Genomic DNA, 20,819 nt, shown 5'->3' with positions numbered 1-20,819 from the left:
AAGACTAATTTTTATAACTCAACATCAGACTTGTTAGTTAATTTCTTCCTTTTATTGTAAATAGCATACCATATTCCTGCTACAAATACTAGAATTCCACCAATTGAACCCCAGAATAGCTGTTTGTCTGCATACCATCGTACAAAACTATTTGTAGATACTGTTACTGCTTTTTCAAACTTATAAGCACTCTTGAAGTTCTCCGAATCTGTATCAGTAATGTTTCCAGCCATATCCTCAACAACCAGTCGAACTGTCTGCTTAGAACTACTTTCGTTAATTACAAAGCTACCAGAATAGTTGTTTATATCACCAGAGAAATCTGTAATTGTATCTCCCTGCTGTTTTCCGTTAACATATACCTTCACTGACTTTAAGCCAATGGTATCAAATAATGTATACTTAACAGTTACTTTCTGTGCATTGATAATAGCTTTTTCCAAACCTACAACGCTTGTCAATTCAGGAACGGTATTATCTACTCTAAACAAAATAGATTTGTCTTTGTAGTTTGTATTTTCAGGAGCATTTCCTGTTGCATCTTTAGAAGCAATGGATATCTTATATACACCGTCCTTAGCAAAGTTTTCCTTGCTGATAGTGTACTGGTATTGGAACCAACCACTGTTACCAACACCCACTTGTTCATTGATTACAGGAGAAACATTGTACTTAACTTGTGATAATGGCTTACCGTCACAAGTGATTTTAATTACAAGAGAATCACCTACTAAACGGTCTGGATTGTATTCTGTAATAACCAAGTCATTTTTTAATGTTTGTGTGTAAGCTCCACCATTTGCAATTAGTGATCTAAGGTAATCACTATATTCATATACAGATCCAAAACGGTTTACTGTAAAGGTTACTTTCTTTTCACTTTCATTACCAGCCTTGTCAAGCATCTTTACATAAAGTGTATAAATACCATCATTTTTCTGTTCTTTTGCAAAGGTATCATTCTTTCCAGAACCACCCTGAGCATCAATACTTAATGTCTTCATGAATTCCTTAGTAACATCTACATCTTTCTCTCCCATAATGGTTCTTGTAAGTTTAACTTCATAATTACTGTAGTTAATATCAGAGAAGCTAATTACAGGGATAACATCTCCTTTATAAGCCTTTCCGTTTTCAACTCCTGTAATTTCTGGCTCTTTGATATCCATATCAACTGTGAAGTCCTTCGCTGCCACTGAAGTCCCATAATTTGCTTCTGCACTTTCATTACCAGCCATATCCTGCATCTTAACGTCAAAGGTATAATCGCCATCAGCATTATAAGAAATAGTTGCTGTATGAACGTCTCCATTATTACTCCAAGCTGCAGAAGGTACAGCTATTGTTGCTCCACCTTTAGTTGCAGTCTGAGTAAATTTAACTCTGCCTACATCAAAATTGTGTTCCTTAACAACAATAGTTGCAGTACGATTAGCTTTGAAATACTTATCATTCTGTGCGTTATTATTGTCATAGCTTACTGAAACCACAGGTAAAGTTTGGTCCACAGTAAACTCTTTAGGATTAGTTGTTCCAGCTGCGTAGTTTTCTCCAGCACATTTATTGTCAGCAAGATCTTTATACTCAATCTTAAAGGTGTAGTCACCATCTTCATGATAGGTAATTGTTGCTGTGTGTGTGGTATTGTCCTGATTGCCACTTCCTAATACTTCTTTCCAACTGCTGATTTCAGGAATCTTTCCATCAATGTTAGTAATGGCAATCTTCACATCTTCAGCCTTGAAGTTTCTTTCAGTTACTACAACTGTTGCTACTCTATCTTTCTTGTAATACTTTCCACTGTCTCCATCATTGTTACTATAACTGATGTCAATAGTAGGTGCTGTAATATCAATCTTTATAGCAACTTTATCCTTAGAAGAATTCAAAGCATTATCTTCAGCATAAATTTCAACCACAACATCATTGCTGTTGTTCTTTTTACTATCAACAGTAATATCACCAGTCCAAGTCTTAAGCAATTCATCTCGACTTGGATTCTTGTTAGTAAAGGAATATAATGTTCCACTTTGTGTTTCTTTACCCATGTTCAAGACTTTATAATTAACTGTCTTTAAGCCTGAGTAAGTACCACTAACCAATGGATCATCGACTTTAATTGAAACTTTTACATCTCCATTGTACAAACCATTTATAGGCTTCTCAGGTGTTATAGTTATTTCCGGAGCAATTGACTCCTCACGAGGAGAAGTATCATCTACGATCATTCCGTCGGTGCTGATATAGCTAACATTACCAGCTTTATCTGTAATCTTAAGATAAACAGTAAACTGTTCATTAGCTGACACAGAGAAACCGTCAAAGTTTTGCCAAGAGGTAACTGTTTTAACTTCTGCTTCTGTAAGAGCTTTTGGTGAATCAGTCTTGTAATATACAACACTATCAATAGGAGAGGTTGCATCATCTGAAGTACCTGTCAACGCTATCTTCTTTCCAGACCAGAAGCCAAACTTCAAGGAATCAATAAGCTCATTCCAAGTATCTTCGCGACCTTCTTCTGATTTTGCCTTAACTGTTCCAGTAGGTGAATTAGTATCTACTGTAAATTTATAAGGTGCCACTGAAGTATCTGTGTTTACACTACTATTTCCAATATCAGCTTTATCTGTATAAGAAATTGCAAATGTATAATTTGCATCTGCTTGATATTTTATATTAGCAGTATGGGTTGCTGCATCAGCTGTAGCCCCCTCTTTTGTTGTCCAACTGCTTATCATTGCTGAAGGGTCAATTGCAACTTTATTTCCCTTTGAATTAACTGCTGTGATAACAATCCCTTTTGTAGCCGCATCTGCGTCAAAGTGATGTGTTCTCTCTGTTATAACAACAGTAGCCATACGATTTGCATTAAAATATGTGTTTCCATTGTTATCAGTGTTGTTGTCATAAGTTACCTTGATTGAAGGAGCAGTAACATCAATATCAAGAGGTATTGACTTTGTATCTTCGTTTCCTGCATTATCAACAGTTTTTACATACACAACAACATTACAACTATTATTCTTTTTAGAATCTACTGTGATGCTTCCAGTCCAGTCTTTAAGAAGCTCTGCTTGAGTAGGATTAATTTTGCTAAAGGTATACAAATTACCTTTCTGAGTAGGATTCTCTGCATCATTATCCTTTACCACCCAATAATCCACTGTCTTAATACCTGAATATGGTGCTGCATCTGAAACCTTAATTGCTACATTTACATCATCCTTATATGTGCCATTCTTATTAGGTACATCTGGAGTAATGGTTATATCACTCTTAACCTTATCTACAATATATCCATCAGAATTGATGTAAATATAGTTTCCTGCATGATCTGTAATCTTCAAATAAACAACAAACTGCTCATCAGCTGCTACGGTGAAGTCTTTGTAAGGTTCAAAACTCTTACTATCTAGTTCTTCTGCTGTCATAGCAGTAGGATTACTTGTCTTATAGTATTCAACTGTAACAGGACTTGTAGCATCATCTGAAGTTGCTTTAACCTGAACATCTTCATTGCTATACAAGCCAAATGTAAGCACACTAAGTAATTTACTCCAAATACTTGTACCAACAGATACTGTTCCAGTTGGATCAGTTTTATCTACAGTAAATTTGAATGGTGTAGTACCTGTTGCATTAACGGGTTTCATATGATTATCTGCTCTATTTGTGTAATCAAATGACCAAGTGTAGTTTCCATCATCTGAAAATGTAATTGTTGCAGTATGAACATTACCAGTACTAGACCAATTGCTAATCATACTGCTAGTATCTAGTTTAACCTTATTTTTCTTTCCGTCTATTGCACTTATAACAATTCCCTTTGTTGCAGTATCTACATCAAAAGCAGATGATCTATCAGTAATCTGAATGGTTGCAGCTCGATTTGCTCCAAAATATCCATTATCTTCAGCTACTTTGTTGGCTGTATCGCTATAGGATACATTAACTACAGGTTCATCTGTATTAATAGAAAGAGGAATTGATTTTTCAGACTTTTCTCCTGCATTATCATAAGAAATAACAGTCACTTTAATATGATCATCATTATTTAATACCTTATCAACTTTAATACTTCCACTCCAGTCCTTTTTAAGTTCATCCTGTGTAGGATTTGTCTTATCAAAAGTATACAAATTGCCACTCTGGGTAACTGTTCCATTGTTTTCAACAGTATAATCAATAGTCTTTATACCAGAGTAAGCCTTCCCATCAACAACTCCATCATTTACCTTAACAGCAACATCAACATCTTTATTGTATAAACCGTTTTTATTAGGCGCATCAGGTGTTAATGTAATTTCACTTTCTGTCATATCAACAATAATTCCGTTTGTGCTGACGTATAAAGTATTTCCGGCATAATCAGTAATCCTTGCATATACCGCAAACTGTTCATCGGAATCCACAGTATATTTTTCAGAAACAAATTTACCACTATCGTAAAGAGCAGTTAGCTCTTCTTTTGTTAAAGCGGTTGTTGTATTGGATTTATAATACTTAATATCATACACAGGTGAGGTTACATCTGTTCCTGTTGCTTTTGCTGAAACAGAGTAGTTTTTCCATATACCAAAAGTAATAGTTGAAAGTAGCTTATTCCAGGTTGTTGTTTCTAATGCAATAGAACCCACAGGGGCTGTTTTGTCCACAACGAATTCATACACCGAATCACCTGTAGTGGAAGCAGCATCATTTGTAAGGTCAGCATTGTTTGTATAAGACAACTGCCACTTATAATTTGCATCTGAGCTAAATGTAAGTGTAGCTGTATGAGTATCTTCACTGCCAGACCACTTACTTAATTGCGGAACAACATAGTTACCTTCTTTGTCTTTAGCTGTAATACTTAATCCATCCAATGCTGTTTTTTCATTAAAACATGATGCTCTATCAACAATCGTAATAGTTGCCGTCCTGTCTGAGTTATAATATCCAGTTTTCGCTTCAGGATGAAGAGTTCCATCAATGCTTATGCTTACCACCGGTTTTGTTATATTGATTTTCAGGTTCTGTGTTGCTGTGGTAGTATTTCCAGAAGCATCTGTTACTGCCACAATTACTTGTATATCATCCCTATTGTTTTTGCTTGCATCAACTACAATATTTCCATTATATGCGGATTCTTTATTAACGTTAATTGTATTGTGTTGAGTTTCAACAGCATTTTCTCCTACCCCATACTTTACCCAATACTCTACAGTAGCAATACCTGAATAAGAACCAGGATCTATAGCAGCAATTGCTACATTTACATCTTTATTATAGTAGCCATAGCTATTTGCTTCATCTGGAGTTAATTTAACTGAAGGTGCAGTTTGGTCAATTGCAAGTTTTAAGCCACCATCAGGCAACTTCACCTTGTGCCAAGTTGCACAGTAATCAAACTCACCCTTATAGAAAATTTCAAGTTTTTCTATAGTGGTATTTGTTGTTGTAGACCATGTACTCGTTTCCGTAAGAATACCCTCTTTTTGTCCATTAACTCTCATACCATTTTTAGCAGTTGAAAATTTAACTGTACTGCCCTTTTTAAACACGTACAAATCCCCATTACTATTAACTCTTGCTACATCGCTGGAGTTAAAAGACACATCTGTCATATCTACAATAGGCATCTCTTTGAAACTAACAACTATGTTTTTATCAGCGATAATGTTTTTAAATGTGAACTGAATAGAATCGTTATCCACCTGTTTTACATCTACTAATTTTTCCCCATCAACTGTAACATCCTCAAGAACATTCTTTCCATCAACTGTAACAGCTTCAAGAACGTAGCCACTATCAGGAGTAAATGTAACCTCAGTGCTGCCGCCATAATCTACGTTAGCATTTTTAATTACAACTGTACCATTGGTAGGCTGATTAGCAGTCACTTTATATACATTAGAAGCAAAAGTAATCTCATATGAGTAATCTTCTTTTATCGTAGTAATAGTATCCTCATAAGACTTTCCATTGTCCGTATAATCTTTAGTTTCACTATTCTTTTCACCATTCTTTATACTAGTCTTCACAACCTTTGAAACACGATAGTTTGGGTTTGGTGTAGCTGTTACTTTAATCTTATTTCCTTCTTTAACAGTAACCTGTCCACCCACGCAAGCAGGATCAGTAACTACTGTTCCTTTTGCATTATCATATGTGACCATAATTGTATATAACTTTATAAAGGTAGCAGAAACTATAACATTTTTGCTGACAGCAACATTTTCAGTGAAATTAGAAACATTGCTAACGGTCTGAGGTACTCCATCAATTACAACACCTGAAATCTCATATCCACTGTCTGGAGTAACAGAAACACTTACCAAGGCATCTTTGTCAACGGTAATGCTATTAACTTTATTGTTATTAAGTAAAATTACTCCACCGCTACCGGCTGAAGCTGTAATAGTGTAATCAATGCCAAACTCAACGACGATTTGGGTATCCTTTGAAATCTTCAAAGCATTATTGCTATAGGCTTTGTATTTTTCAACTGGAATACTTTCAGTTCCAATTGTCAGCGATTTTATATAAGCTTTTCCACCATCAACATCAACTGGAGTAACTTCAAGTGTAATTGCATCTTCCTTTTTAACAGTAACACTTGTGCTTTCATCTCCATTGATTTTAACAGTACCACTTCCACTCTTGACAACAGACAGGTTAACTGTTGCAGGAGGTGTAGCATATAGGACTACATCGATATTGCCTTTTGCATCTGAAACTTGCACATCATCAGCTTGTTTTGTTGTATATCCAGATTTAGCAATAGAATAGCTAATAGTAATTGTGCCGTTTGTGATTGCATCAGTATGATTTGCCAGCTCTGTAACAACAACATAACCATCTGCATCAGTTTGGCTATTGCCTGTTTCAACCACAGAAGAATTATCTTTAACTACATATGCTACAGTAGCGTCACTAACAGCAATACCCTTTGAGTCCTTCACATTAATCGTAAATGCTTCTGGATTGCTCTCATTTGCAGCAAAAACTGTGGTAGGCATTAAATATACTACCGTAATAAGAGCGAGTACCATAGCAAAAATACGATCTGTGATTTTGGTTTTGCACTTCCCCATCTTTTTCATTCTCCTTTTTGATTCCATTTATGTTTTCATCTTTATGCCTATCATCAAATCACCTCATTCGTATGGATGAGTATTACCTCATCAATTATTTTAATCTCACCTTCATCCGCTACTTTTCGCGAATGGTTTACAACATTCTCATTGAAAACAGTATTAGAATTACTATCAAGCACCGCTGTTCCTTCTTCATTTAGTACTCCTGTTGCATCGTTATCATCCAAAAGCTCTGTTGAATTTTCAGTAAAGTTATCAACTTTGTTGTCATCCAAAAGGCCTGTTTCAAGGTTATCACCAATTTCTAGTTTAGAAGTCTTTTCGTATATCTTTATTGGCGCCTTCCTAGTGTCTTCTAGTTTTTCTAGTTCAACCTTTATTGAACTTGTTCTAAAGAGTTTCTTGCCTGTTTTCTTATTGTTCTCTCGCATCTTAGCAATTGATTTCTTTGCAGTTCTACCTGACAAGTCACCAATAATACCAAGGACTCCAAATCTAATCCAAAAGACAACCGCAAGTACAAAGAATACTGCCGATAATACAAAAGAAACTATTGAAATCGTGGATAATATTTCTGCCATAATTATTTTCTCTCCTCCGCATTAGTGTAGGTTCTTTCGATTGCCTTCTTGTATTCTACATAGTTATCAAGGATCTCACTTTGAAGTTTTTTCGACTGTTCTTTTTGTACTGAAATGGAAGAAGCGTTTTTATATACCTTATCCATAAGCGATACTATTGTATCTTGTTCAACATTTACTGATTGTAAATTTATTCTTTGGTCATAAAGAAACATGAAGGTTCCATTATATAGTGTAATCTGGTCGTAAGCTCCTGAATTCTTTACAGAATCAAGTGATTGTTCAATCACCTCAATGAGTTTTAGATAGTTTTCTTTTGAAGCTTCTTCCACATTGGCAGAACTTAATATATATTTCTTATAAAATGAGCAGATCTGATAGTAGCAATTTAATAATGCCTTGTTTTCAAAACTTGCAGGCATCTTTTCATTTTCATAATCTGCTGCAAAGAACGGATATGCTTTTTGCACTCTATTTGAAAAACTATAGGTACCATCATCGTTTGTGTAATAATTAAAGTACATCATACCTATTCGGTAATTTAGCTTTGCTACTTCAACACTTGATACATCAAAACCATCTTTATTTGCATTATAAAGAGCCAAAAACTCATCATTTTCCTGCTTATCAAACTTACCTTCATTTTCGTAAGCATCCAATATACACATATAAGCTCGTGTATCATAAGGATAAATCTCTATTGCCTTTTTATAGCTTGATATTTTCTCAGAAAGAGAAGTGGACGCAACTACCGATACCAAGGTATCATAGTCACTGTTGTTTACTTTAGTAACTAATGCTTTGCAAGTAAAACCAGAAATCAACATCACCACTGCTAATGCTGCTGATGAAATGAAAAGTCCTAACCTTCTTTTTTGCTTTTTCTTAAAGTCTTTTGTTATAAGATCAGGATGTTCTAAATCATACATCAATTCTGAACAGCTTTGATATCTATATTCAGGATCAATGGCAGTACACTTATCTATAATTGCTTCAACACCGTCTGATAATTGTGGATTCCACTGACGAATAGAAGCATACATATAATCAGCTGGTCTTGGGTCGACACCTGTGAGCAAGTGATGTAAGGTCATACCCAAGGTAAAAATATCCGATCTTGCATCAGTCTGTCGTGAACCATAATGCTCAGGCGATGCGTATCCTTTTGTGCCAAGAACCGTTGTATCAGCTAAGTTTTGCTCTTTATATTCACGGGCAATACCAAAGTCAATTAACTTTAGATTTCCTTCAGGCTTTAACATGATGTTTGCAGGCTTCATATCTCGATAAATAATAGGAGGCTTTTGGGCATGCAAATACCCGAGAGCATCACACAACTGTTTTGCCCATTCAATAACTAAATCTTCTGGCTGAGCTCCATATTGCAAAAGAATTTTGTCAAGAGATTCGCCTTCGATATAGTCCATAACAACATAAATTGTTGCTTCATTATCAATAATATCAACAATTCTAGGTAAGGCTGGATGATCCAGTCGTTTCATCAGATTAGCTTCGGCAAGTAAGCTGTTAACAATTACCTCATCATTTTTTCCATTACCTTTTTTTCTAATCTCTTTAACGGCCCACTGCTTATTAAGTCGCTTATCCATTGCTAGATAAACAATTGACATACCACCTTTACCTATTTGTTTAAGTATTTCATATTTTCCGTCAACAACAAAACCTATATCCGCCATTCTTTCTCACCTCATTCCGTTTTAACTAGAACAACAGATATATTATCTCGTTCTTGTCTTGACTTATTTAAATCTATTAAGTATCTTGCATTATCGTGCATCGCCTGCTTGTTAATAAGATTTACAGACTTCAGCGATTCAAAGATTTCTTTTTCTGTTATTTCGTGTCTGAATCCATCAGAGCAGATCATATACACACCTTTTTCTGCTCTTCCATATATGATTTGTGGTGTAACAACTCTAGACGCACCTACACACTGTAATAACATATTTCTTCTCCTGTCTGTCTTAGCTTGCTCAAGAGTCATTGTTCCTCGGCTTATCTCTCGTGCTACTAATGTATGATCCTCCGTAAGTTGTCTAATACCATTTCCTATATGATAAACTCTAGTATCTCCAACATGACAAATCACATATTGGTTGTCTGCAAATAAGATACCAGTAAATGTAGTCCCCAAATTTATACCAACAGATTTCCCATATTCCAATATCTTTGCATTTAGTTCCTTAAGCATTAGCTCCCATTTTCCACCAATAACTTTCATATCAAGAGAACGTAGTTCACTCGGCATCTCGCTGTCAAACCATTCTGAAAATGAACGAATAACCGTTGCACTTGCTAATTCTCCTTTTGCCAAACCGCCCATACCATCACAGACAATGGCCAGCAGAATTTCGCCACTTGATGTAGCTGCATGTTTTATTAGCACACTATCTTGATTTGTATCTTTACTGATTCCTATATCAGTATCTGCTGTGGCTACAAATTGCATTGTTTCACTCCCTTATGTTTTTATTTGTTCAAGATAAAATTCTGTATGGATGAACCACTTCATAATTAAACTTATATTTTTAAACTCTCTCTCAAAAAGCCGCAAGAGTTTTAAAAATGGATTGCGTTCGAAGTTGTACATCTTTATATATGAAATACAAATTCTTCATTTGCTAATCGAAGAATATTTCCTTCAAATATTTCAGTTTCAACTTTTGGTGGTAGTAACTCATCATTAATAAAGGTATGATTTGTTGAATTTTGGTCAAATACAAAATAGCGATTCCCTCTTGTGATAATATCTGCATGACTTCTACTTATTGCATTATTATTGGTTATAAAATAGTCAACATAACTTTGTCCTTTTCCTAATCTAAAAACTGGTTTGTTTATGCTGATTGTTTCATTGGTGGAAATTCTTAATAAAGATGGGAAATGAACTTCTTGGTGAGATGCAACATTAGAAGATACAGCATTTTCTTCTAACAGCGAGGTTCCTTCATCATTTAGTAGACTTGTTGCTTCATATTCATCTAAAAGACCTGTTACTTCATCTTCCTCTAAAAGACCGGTTACTTCACCTTCCTCTAAAAGACCTGTATCTTGGTAGTCCCCATGACTCTTTTGGTCTCTGTGTTCATAGTAATCCTTTGGTTTATCTGTGATAAATCCACTTTGACCAATGTTTTGTTTTTTAATTTGTCTCGCCACATCTTTATCTTCTCTTGAAACATATCTCTCAATTGCAGGAATATCAAAACCATCCAGAGATTTAATGAAACTTACATATTTTGCAACAAAATCAAAGTCCTGATTTGCTATTGACTTTACAGAATATGCGATTGATTCCATAAAACCGATAACATTCAAGCAAATATGATTTGACATAACCGGTACATAAACAAATTGTATTTCTTTAGTGTTCTCGTTAATATACACATATCTCAAATCAAGAATTAAATTATTTAAAAAAAGATTGTTATTTTGAATCTTTTTTGTAGCATCTACGATTTGTGCCATTATGTAAAAGAATTCGTATTTTGATAATGGATTTTTTAAATGGTCACTCATTGAAACCCCAGCAGGTCCGGTGTACTCAACAAGATTGCTTCTACTCTGTTTAGGTTTAAGAAAACCTCTGATATTTTTCTTTTCTAAAATATCTATTTCTCGCTCACTAATGACATCATCTGATGAAATTTTTACTTTTACTATAAGCTGACTATTTTTAATCTTTGCTTTGAATTTCACCCTAATTCACCCTCCGCGATTTTCGCTAATAAAATAATGAAATACTATTGATACAATTTGTATCTGTTTGCTTATATGAATAAACATACTTCCCACTTATACTTATTTATGACCGTTAATCATTAATTATTATGGTTACATTAAAAATATTTTCCAACACAAATCGTTAAATAAATCACAATTATTGTCGATTCTGTAGTTTTACACTTGCTCTAGGGTATATTTAAATCTATCCACTTTCAAAACCTATATTAGTAACTTCAGCCTTTCATATAATCTATTAATTTATTAAACTCAGAAACAAATAAAGTTCAAAACATATTAGAGAGTTGATATTTTGCAGCTTACAAAGCTTCGTATACTAATAACCTCTTAAGCTAATACTTAATATAAAGTATTCGGATTGGAGGATTTAGTTAAATGCGGTCTAATAAATGTATGAAAACTTTAGTAATTACTCTAATACTAATTACTTGTTTATACCTGTTAACTATCACTTCCTCAAAGACATCCAAAGCAGCAAACTATGCTTCAGTAAATAAAGAGCTAACCACTTGCACCTTTACTGAAAAAAGAGGAGATCCATCTTATGATTATGTAATAGGAAGTGATTATCTTCCTCATTTTCGCGTTTTCTTTTGGGTTCCTAAAGATGCTAATAAATATATTCCTTATGCTGATAAGGGAGTGAAAACAGATGTATCCGAACATGGAAGTGTAGAAAAATGGTCTGTGATTGAGGCCACCAAAACTAACGGAGATTACAAACTGGTTTATATATACGTGCCCAAAACCTTTGTAATATTACAAGGAAAAGGATTCCAAAATAAAATACACCTAGAAGCTCTTATTATAAATAGATAAATGAAATACCTAACACACTAATTGATTATGACTACTTATTTAAAAATATAATATAAACTTAGAGTATTCATGTATAATACTCTATGTTACACTATGATATTAGCGATAATCTAAAAACGTGCTATTTAAAAAAATCTTTTCTATTTTACCATCAAGTTTATGTCATATTAACCGTAAAAAAATTATATATAGTGATATAGCCCCATAACTTGTTAATTAAATAACCCATAATCCATCTAAATACATATAATTCACATAAAAATACTTACAAGTAATTGACACTATAGATGAACCACTTCGTAATAGAGTTTATATTTTTAAATTCTCTCACCAGAACCCGTGAAAGTTTTAAAAATAGATTTCGGATCGAAGTGTTTCATCTTTAATATTGGGGGAATGAAATTGAAATCTATTGTTTGCTGGAGTAAAAGTAAAAACGGAAAGTGCTATCTCTATGATATGGATAGATTAGATAATGATATAAGAATGGCACAATTAGGTTTAGAACATGTGGATGAACTTCAAAGCATTTTAAATAAATGTATTGAAAATAATAGCATTGAGAAGGTACTCAATTTTAAAGGCGAATATCTTAATATACTTTATTTGAACAACTCCTATGAAAAACATATGCTCTCCAAATACTCCTCTAAACATACAATTGATAAGACTCATTGCAAACTAGCTAATAAAAATTGTAATCTCACTTATGAATCTAAAAAAACATTTCTTCAAAAATTAACAAATCAAGTTGATACTAAAATACAATTGTATAATGAAGATCTCTCCATCATAAAAAAAGTTCAAAACTACTGTTCGAACTATTCTGGGTTTAAAATCCATAATGATAATTGTGTATATTTTAAGTTTGATAGAGATAAATGCAATTCATTAATTGCTCTATATTGTAACATTGAAAACTTTAATACTATGAATATGGATTCATCACCAAAACCAATCTTCATTTTTTCAGGAGAAGGCGAATATCCCTTCTATAAGCACACATTACTTCAACTTAAATATGATACATTTATGTACCCACAAATCACTAATTATAGCATTAGTACCTCTAAAGAAATTAAAGATCAGGACATTATCATTCAATTATGGGATTTTCAATCCTTCAATCCAAGGAGAGGGCATGGAACCTTTATCCTAAAAAACTTAGAAGATATTATAAATAAAGTAACCATTAAAATTAATGAAGACCTTTCCTTAAAGAAATCAATAAAATTAATAATAGGAACTGTTCCTACTACTAATAATAATTCATATGAATATTTAGTTCGATTTTATAATAAGAATGGATTTACCACTATATGTGACATGAATTTAAATGAAGGTAATATACCTAAGATGATGGTATATAAGGAAGTTTAGACACCTCTTGGTGATATGAAAAATGTATTTACTATTATTAAAAGGATTTTTTAGATTCTACGTAGAATAAAATATTCTTATCAAAATACAAAGGGGAACAGTGATGATATACGTTTTTAAATTAATAGCAAATCTTATATTGCCGCCTGGATGCTTTATTTTATTACTTATAATTTGGGCAGCACTACAATATAGACGTGAAAAGAAAATACCAAAGTTAGTACTAATAGTTGCAGCTCTTATTTATATAACTTCAATTCCTTTAACTGCAAACTTTTTAATTCATTCCTTAGAATATAAGTTTAATCCACCTTCAAAGTTAAATGGAGATGTAATTGTGATGCTTGGAGGTGGAGCTACACTTAGTTCTCCAGACATTAGCGGCATAGGAAGCCTTTCAGGAAGCTCAGCTAACCGTTTGTTAACCACTTCACGTTTATATAACAAGACTAAACTTCCAATAATCATATCTGGAGGCTCAGTTTATGGTGAAAGTGGCAGTGAAGCTGAAATTGCTAAAAGACAGCTTATCGATCTTGGAATAAACGAAAAAGATATTATAGCTGAAGATAAGAGTCGTACCACTACAGAAAATGCAATATATACATCAAAGATTATGAAAGAGAATAATTTTTCAAAACCTATATTAGTAACTTCAGCCTTCCATATGGACCGTTCAATTATGAACTTCACTATTGCCAATATTAAAAATACTTTACCTTATCCTGCTGATTATTTTACTAATACTAAATTAACTATAGGTCTTAGATCCTTTATACCTAATGCTAGTAGTTTTGATACTACTGTAATAGCTTTACATGAGTATCTTGGGATGTTGCAACTTTCGATTAAAACAATAATTTAAAAACTTATTTATTGCCTTGCTTATGTTAGCAAGATTTATTGGAACTTTGCCACTACCTAACATAGAGATAAATAAAATGAGGTGATGCAAAATCAACTAAATCAGTTCATCTGCATCACCCTGTTTTATTTTAATTAAAAAATCTTCCACTCTTCATAAAGTATTTCACACTATTAGAAGATTTAGATTGTTTAAAGAAATTATACAATAATATAACTCCTATAACTTCAAATATAAAGTACCTAAAGTGAGAAAAATATATCTTAGCATAATTAGGTACAAATTTATAACTTGTATCCATGGGAAATCTAAGTCCAAGGAAAGGGTAAAGATATATCTTTGGAAAAACCTAAGAGAGATCTAGAATAGTATGTATAAATGAGCATATACCTAACATTAATATATTTTTTGTCTTTTTAACTATATAACAACCTACTCCGATTAAACATTAAACTTTAATTTATAGAATCTTCTTCATAATCTTCCTCATATATAAATTTATGAAGGGCTTCTAGATTCTCCTTCTTATCCCATGCCATGAAATATGTATTTCTAACATATACAGTATTATTATGGCCATCTATAGGTATTCTTAATTGATTAACCTTATTCATCTTATTCAAAATGATATCCTTAGACAAACTTATTATGCTTGATTTATCTAAACTTGTATTTACTTCTGGAAGAACCTTCCCTATTATATTATTTAATTCTAAAAGATTCATCTTAGATATCTTTTGAAAGATCTTTGTTAGAACAGTTCTCTGCCTTTCAGTTCTTTCAAAATCCATATTACCCACATGCCTTATTCTAGAGTAAGCAACAGCTTGTTTGCCATCTAATAATTGTAAACCTGGCTTACTCACTAAGCTAGGCTGAACTTTTTCTATTTTAGCTACTTCTTTAACCGAGCTATTTAACAATGAAATTTCTTCTGATTTCACATTTATCTCAATTCCACCTATTTCATCGATTATCTTTTCAAGTCCATAGAAATCAACTTGTATATAATTTTTCATATTCATCTTAAAGTTTTCATTTATGGTTTTTAAAGTAAGTTCTGCGCCACCATAATCATAGGTATGATTTAGCCTATCTTGATTTAAGCCTTCCATCTGTCCATGTCCAATCATATCAACTATCATATCTCTCATAAGCGAAGATAGTTTTATTTCATTATGCTTCTTATCGATGGTTGCTATCATCATTGAATCAGAACGAGCATCTTGATTTGCTGCTCTGGCATCTGTTCCTAATAGTAATATGTTGATGTAATTATCCTGCAGATCCTTATTCTTTTCATTATATGCATTTTCATTAATTCCAAGTTTTTTATCATCTTTAGGAAGAGAGGTTATGTTTATTTTGGAAAGCTTGTTATTAATATAGTAGTACGGAATACCAATAATTAATCCTATTATAATTAAGCCTATAACAGATATTATAATAATTCGTTTTTTCTTATTTATTGGCTCCTTTGGAGTGCATTTATTCATGACGTATACCTCTTTTCAAAATTGCTATTATTTAATTGTATTACTTTTAGTACAAATGAGTGTTAATTGTCAATATCAAACCAGTTCTTTCCAGAGTTAGTTGAAATCACGAAATCTTTCATAAGAAAGAGCTTTTTTACATAAACTCTCAAAAGTAATTGACAATCTACACTAATTACTTGCATATACATTATAACTATTACTTCATTAAAGACTCCCAAAGCAGCAAACTATACTTCAGTAAATAAAGAGCTAAGCAAGAGTCCCTTTACTAAAAAATAGGAGACCCATCTCATTATTATATAATATAAAGTGATTATCTTCCTCATTTTCGTGTTTTCTTTTGGATTCATAAAGATATTAAAAAATATCCATTATACTGATAAGAGAGTTAAAACAGATGTTTCAGAACATCTATTCGTAGAGAAATAATCTATGATTGAGACTACCAAAACTAACGGAGATGATAAAATGATATATATATGTTCCTAAAGCTTTTATATTTCTTCAAGGTAATTGATTTCAAAATAAAATATATCTACATTATCAAGTATATTAATTTACATATTTACTTCATATTTTTATTATGACTTTATACTACAATACAATTAACGCTATGCTCTTGTTAACCACGTACTGATTTACTACTAAATATCTTATAATAAAAAAGATAAAACAAAAAAATTCCTATTAGAGAACCACCAAAATCTATAAATACATCACTAACCAAAGAAGTCCTGCTTGGAACAAAAGATTGATGAAACTCATCTGTAACTGCAAAAAACAAGCAACTAAATAGTATATATATTAAATACTGCTTTCCTTTTTTATCAAAAGCAAAAAAGCTTGCACTTACCAATACTGCCAAAACAATATATTCAAAAGTATGAGCACTTTTTCTAACTATATAATCTAGCTTCGCAGCGTTACTACTAACTTTTGCGTTTGTATTTTTTACTGTTTGAACAGATTTTTTCTGTGAACTTCCAGTTGATGATTGTACATTTTGCTGAGTTTTACTACCACTGTTACTTTGTGTACTGAAACTCTTACCATTATTTAAAGCATTATTGGACACTTTATTCTGATAATTAATACTACCATTTCGGGTAGCCGTATTTTTATCTTCTTTAAGAATATTTACGATAGCCCTACTCATATTATGAGATACTACCCCTGGTTTACTTGACATATAAAATATAACCCCCCCCCAGAATAATAAAACTAAAACAGCACATTTTTTCATATTATTTTCCCCATCTCTATTTAAACACATTTAGTATAATTACAAAATCTTAATATTTCATTATCTAATTATAACTGATTTTTATATTTTAATTCTTACATTTTAAATAAAATATATGTTTTTAATTATATAAGTATAGTCAGTATATATTATTAATGAAACTCATTGTCTATTTATACTTAAAACGGTTCTATCTCAGTTTTTGCAAAATTACAATACAGTGCATTAAACTATGAGAAGTAGTATTTTCTCTATCCGGTAACCTCCTAGAAACTGAAAACTTTACTCCATAAAAGGTGAAATTTACACCTCCATAACTTGTACATTTTATGCTTTTAAACTTATTAACAATTCATTCAAGAAGTCCATTATTGTATTTACTACTTAACTGTTTTTAATTGAGGCATTATCATTTTCTACACCATATATAAGAGTTTATCTCTGTTTAGCTTTATTTATCTAGTTTTCTAATGCGTGAGAAGTAAATTTAAATATACTCTTGAAGTCATCGATAATTTTTCTTTAATTTATTAGTTCATGATATGTTCTACTTAAGATTCTAGGTGTGTTAACATCAGTATTACTTAGGTTTTCTGAATTCTTTCATATAGCCTTAATTACTAAGCTTGAATTAATAATATAATTTGTCTTAGTATTAACACTATTGTCTGCTATATTAAACCCTGAAACTCTTTTTATTCCCTGAGGCCAGTATATAGATTTCTCTGATTTCAAATATTACTTTATGGTGTTTTTGACATGGACTCTTCTCTAGCCATTTCCCATATGCTTGCTCCAGATTGATGCTTATATTTTATTTCTTCTATAAGCGCTCATTTAGCTTTGATTTTTTCATCTCTAATAGCCGTCTTGATATTATCTTCATCTTCTATAACGGCGTCAACAATTTCCTGTTTACTCTTTGATATGATCAAATCTTTGGGGTATTTTCTTTTAACATATCTATTTATGTTATCAAGTAAATTCTTTACTAAGTGATAATTATCAGATAATTGTAGAGCATTGGGCAATGTCTCAGTAATTGCACTTGAATATGATATTGAACCATCTCTACTGACTAGGCTGATTTGCGGATATTTTTTTAACCAATCAGCTACTGCTTCTTTATTTCTACTTGGTAATATATCTAAAATCATTCTTTTATCCATAGCACAGATTAAGGTGCAGTATTTCTTTCTCTTTTTAAATGCAAAATCATCTATACCTATATTTTTAACAGAATCATCAATTGTAATTGTGTATTGAGGTAGCTTTCTTATTAATCTTAATATAGTATCATGAGAGATACTCATACCTATCTTTTTCATTATACATGATAATTTTTCAGCACTAACTTTTAAAGCTAAGGATGTAATTAATTCAATAACCTTATTAGTTATTCTTGCATACGCAACCGCAAAAGGAAGCCTTTCAGTAAAGATTTTTTTACTTCAACTAGAAGATTTACATTTAAACTTTCTAACAATAATAGTTATCTTTTTAGAAAAGCCCTCTAAAGATCCATCAGATAGTTTTCTAGTATACTTTGAGTGTTTGCTCTTTGATATTGTCCCGCAACGTGGACAGCAGCTTCCTTCGTAAGTACTCTTCGGCTATAATACGGATAACTCTATTCTCATCAAATTGATGCAATATCTTAGTATCATTCAAATTCACATTTCCAAACATAGTTTTGAATTTATTATAAGTGAAAATCTATGTTGAAATCATTGAATAATAGCTTCCACTAAAAGTAGCTGTAGATTGTCAAGTACTTTTGGTTCTTAGTCAAATTTGATGAAAGGTACCATTTGGCACCTAACCTTTCTAAATATTAGCTAGGACTTTATTTCTTAATAGATTAAAACCAGCACGTCCAAACATGGATCTTTTAATATACTTTAACCTATTTACATTTCCCTCTAAAATTCCATTGCTTTCAGAATAAATAACCGCATTAGCAACACTGGTATAATCCTTACATACTCCATTTATAAAGCTTTTTATCTCTTTAATTTGAGAGTTAGAATTATAATCAATCCACGCGCCTAATATCTCTTGATTTTTACTATCTAATACTTCACGTAGCGTAGCTATCGACATAAATACTTCATCTAATAGAGGACAGTTATCTACTATACTTGCTAATATACTATACACTTCACTAGTAGTATTGTAATGATTCCAAAATATTTTTATCAAATTATATCTCGTAAAAATATATGGTTTATCTTTAAACTCTTTGGGTAATCCCTCTTTTTTTAGCTGTCCTGCTAATTTAGCTATAGAAGAATAGGAGTACTGTACACCATGATTTCTAAGTTCTATTAAAATATTTTTATATGATTTTTTTTGAACCAAAAGGTTAATTATTAAATCTTTATAAAAATAGATTGGTGTTGGTTTATTGTTATATCTTATATTTTCGATATCATCAATTTTAATGTATTTTTTAACAGTATTTCTTGAAACAGCTACTTCACGTGCTATTTCTCTAATTGGTGTACCATTTGAATACAGTTGTTTAACTTTTCTTATTAATTCTTTTTTCTTTGAGATCTTCTCATTATCTAAATACATTTCCTTAGTTATTACTACTTCAGTCTCTTTACCTTTTGTTATTTTTATTGCTTTGCCAATGTATTTTTTTAGAAAATCACATATACTCTCTAAAAAATTATGTACTATATGAAATCTATCTGCAACCTGAGTAGCATTAGGTAATGCATCCTTTATAGCTTTAGCATATGTTGTAGATCTATCTCTACTTACTATTTTAGCATTTTTATATAATTTTAAATGTTGAGTTACTTCATCAAGATTTCTACTATTAATTATATCTATAGGTTTTCCAGTTGTTAAATCACAAATTATTGTCCCAAAAGTAATTCCTTTTCTAAATGAAAAGTCATCTATCCCTATGAATTCTGAATTATATTCAACATTAATATTATGATTCTTAGATAATCTTAATATTGAGCTAGCGCTAACGGGAACAAATTTGTTAAAAATTCTATAAGCTTGATTGGCACTTTGAGTTAAACCTATATTTATTAGATATTTAGATAATCTGTTTGTTAATCTTTGATATCTTGATATAAATCCTTTAAATTCTTCTGAAAAAATCTTTCTTCCGCAATCAGAATTGATGCAAAAAAATCTTCTAGTTATAATGCTTAATCTAGTGTATTTATCTAAATATAGGTAAATCTAGAACTTGTCTTTTATATTTGCTATGAACTTTAGTTGTTTTAACACCACAACAAGTACATTTAGTAGCTAAATTAGTAGATTTTAATATAATAAGAACTTTATTTTCATCATGTTCTATATTGTCAACTTTAAATTTATCAAAGAAAATCTCATTAATCATTATGTCATTACTCCAAAGTCAAATTTAATTTCCTAAATTATATTAGAAATTATGAAAATCATCAAATTTGACGAAGAACCAAAAGTACTTGACAATCTACACCTATAACTTCAAATGGTGCAATGGATAAAGGTTCTAAAACTTTTACGTTTACACACAACCTGTTCTATCCATTAATACAAAAATAAGGAGTCTACTAGTTCGTAAGCTCCTTT

At 31.7% G+C, this 20,819-nt stretch carries 13 protein-coding genes and 1 pseudogene; 3 read left to right on the top strand and 11 right to left on the bottom strand.

Annotated elements, in window-relative coordinates; all coding sequences use genetic code 11:
- Positions 1-11: 11 nt before the first annotated feature.
- From OCU55_RS20295 to OCU55_RS20275, 5 genes are all read right to left on the bottom strand, one after another.
- Entirely contained in the window at positions 12-7,076 is a 7,065-nt protein-coding gene (locus OCU55_RS20295; RefSeq protein ID WP_261854116.1) for an InlB B-repeat-containing protein, read from the bottom strand.
- Between the two features lie 53 nt (positions 7,077-7,129).
- On the bottom strand, positions 7,130-7,660 hold the full coding sequence (locus OCU55_RS20290; protein ID WP_261854115.1) for a hypothetical protein: 531 nt from the start codon (positions 7,658-7,660) through the stop codon (positions 7,130-7,132).
- Between the two features lie 2 nt (positions 7,661-7,662).
- Positions 7,663-9,357 (bottom strand): serine/threonine protein kinase, encoded by a 1,695-nt coding sequence (locus tag OCU55_RS20285; RefSeq protein ID WP_261854114.1) that lies wholly within the window; start codon positions 9,355-9,357, stop codon positions 7,663-7,665.
- Between the two features lie 11 nt (positions 9,358-9,368).
- Positions 9,369-10,130 carry a PP2C family protein-serine/threonine phosphatase gene (locus tag OCU55_RS20280; protein WP_261854113.1) on the bottom strand — a complete coding sequence of 254 codons (762 nt, stop codon included), beginning with the start codon at positions 10,128-10,130 and terminating at the stop codon, positions 9,369-9,371.
- Positions 10,131-10,273: 143 nt separating this feature from the next.
- Positions 10,274-11,380 carry an FHA domain-containing protein gene (locus OCU55_RS20275; RefSeq protein WP_261854112.1) on the bottom strand — a complete coding sequence of 369 codons (1,107 nt, stop codon included), beginning with the start codon at positions 11,378-11,380 and terminating at the stop codon, positions 10,274-10,276.
- Between the two features lie 420 nt (positions 11,381-11,800).
- Between OCU55_RS20275 and OCU55_RS20270 the strand changes: the two genes are divergently transcribed.
- The 3 genes from OCU55_RS20270 (at position 11,801) to OCU55_RS20260 (ending at position 14,489) form a co-directional block, all read left to right on the top strand.
- Positions 11,801-12,244 carry a hypothetical protein gene (locus OCU55_RS20270; protein WP_261854111.1) on the top strand — a complete coding sequence of 148 codons (444 nt, stop codon included), beginning with the start codon at positions 11,801-11,803 and terminating at the stop codon, positions 12,242-12,244.
- Between the two features lie 402 nt (positions 12,245-12,646).
- Positions 12,647-13,624, top strand: a complete 978-nt coding sequence (locus OCU55_RS20265) for a hypothetical protein (RefSeq protein ID WP_261854110.1) — start codon at positions 12,647-12,649, stop codon at positions 13,622-13,624.
- 103 nt (positions 13,625-13,727) lie between these two features.
- A complete protein-coding gene (locus tag OCU55_RS20260; RefSeq protein WP_261854109.1) occupies positions 13,728-14,489 on the top strand; it encodes a YdcF family protein in 762 nt (253 codons plus the stop codon).
- 455 nt (positions 14,490-14,944) lie between these two features.
- Here OCU55_RS20260 and OCU55_RS20255 read toward each other — a convergent pair whose 3' ends face one another.
- The 6 genes and pseudogenes from OCU55_RS20255 to OCU55_RS20235 all read right to left on the bottom strand — a co-directional run bounded on the left by OCU55_RS20255 (position 14,945) and on the right by OCU55_RS20235 (position 20,604).
- Positions 14,945-15,985, bottom strand: a complete 1,041-nt coding sequence (locus OCU55_RS20255) for an LCP family protein (protein WP_261854108.1) — start codon at positions 15,983-15,985, stop codon at positions 14,945-14,947.
- A gap of 625 nt (positions 15,986-16,610) precedes the next feature.
- On the bottom strand, positions 16,611-17,231 hold the full coding sequence (locus OCU55_RS20250; protein ID WP_261854107.1) for a VanZ family protein: 621 nt from the start codon (positions 17,229-17,231) through the stop codon (positions 16,611-16,613).
- An 833-nt stretch (positions 17,232-18,064) separates the two neighbouring features.
- Complete coding sequence (locus OCU55_RS20245) at positions 18,065-18,544, bottom strand: transposase (protein WP_261854106.1); 480 nt, start codon at positions 18,542-18,544, stop codon at positions 18,065-18,067.
- A gap of 138 nt (positions 18,545-18,682) precedes the next feature.
- Positions 18,683-18,808: pseudogene (locus OCU55_RS24090) on the bottom strand (hypothetical protein); the annotation flags it as partial.
- 250 nt (positions 18,809-19,058) lie between these two features.
- Positions 19,059-20,441 carry an ISL3 family transposase gene (locus OCU55_RS20240; RefSeq protein WP_261854154.1) on the bottom strand — a complete coding sequence of 461 codons (1,383 nt, stop codon included), beginning with the start codon at positions 20,439-20,441 and terminating at the stop codon, positions 19,059-19,061.
- Complete coding sequence (locus OCU55_RS20235) at positions 20,422-20,604, bottom strand: transposase family protein (protein WP_261854105.1); 183 nt, start codon at positions 20,602-20,604, stop codon at positions 20,422-20,424. Before OCU55_RS20235 ends, OCU55_RS20240 begins: the two co-directional genes overlap by 20 nt.
- Between the last annotated feature and the right edge of the window lie 215 nt (positions 20,605-20,819).

The sequence above is a fragment of the Clostridium folliculivorans genome, assembly GCF_024341905.1.
Lineage (GTDB): Bacteria > Bacillota > Clostridia > Clostridiales > Clostridiaceae > Clostridium_AR > Clostridium_AR folliculivorans.
Note: the sequence above shows the minus strand (reverse complement) of the source record. Positions and strands in the feature narration are given on the sequence as shown.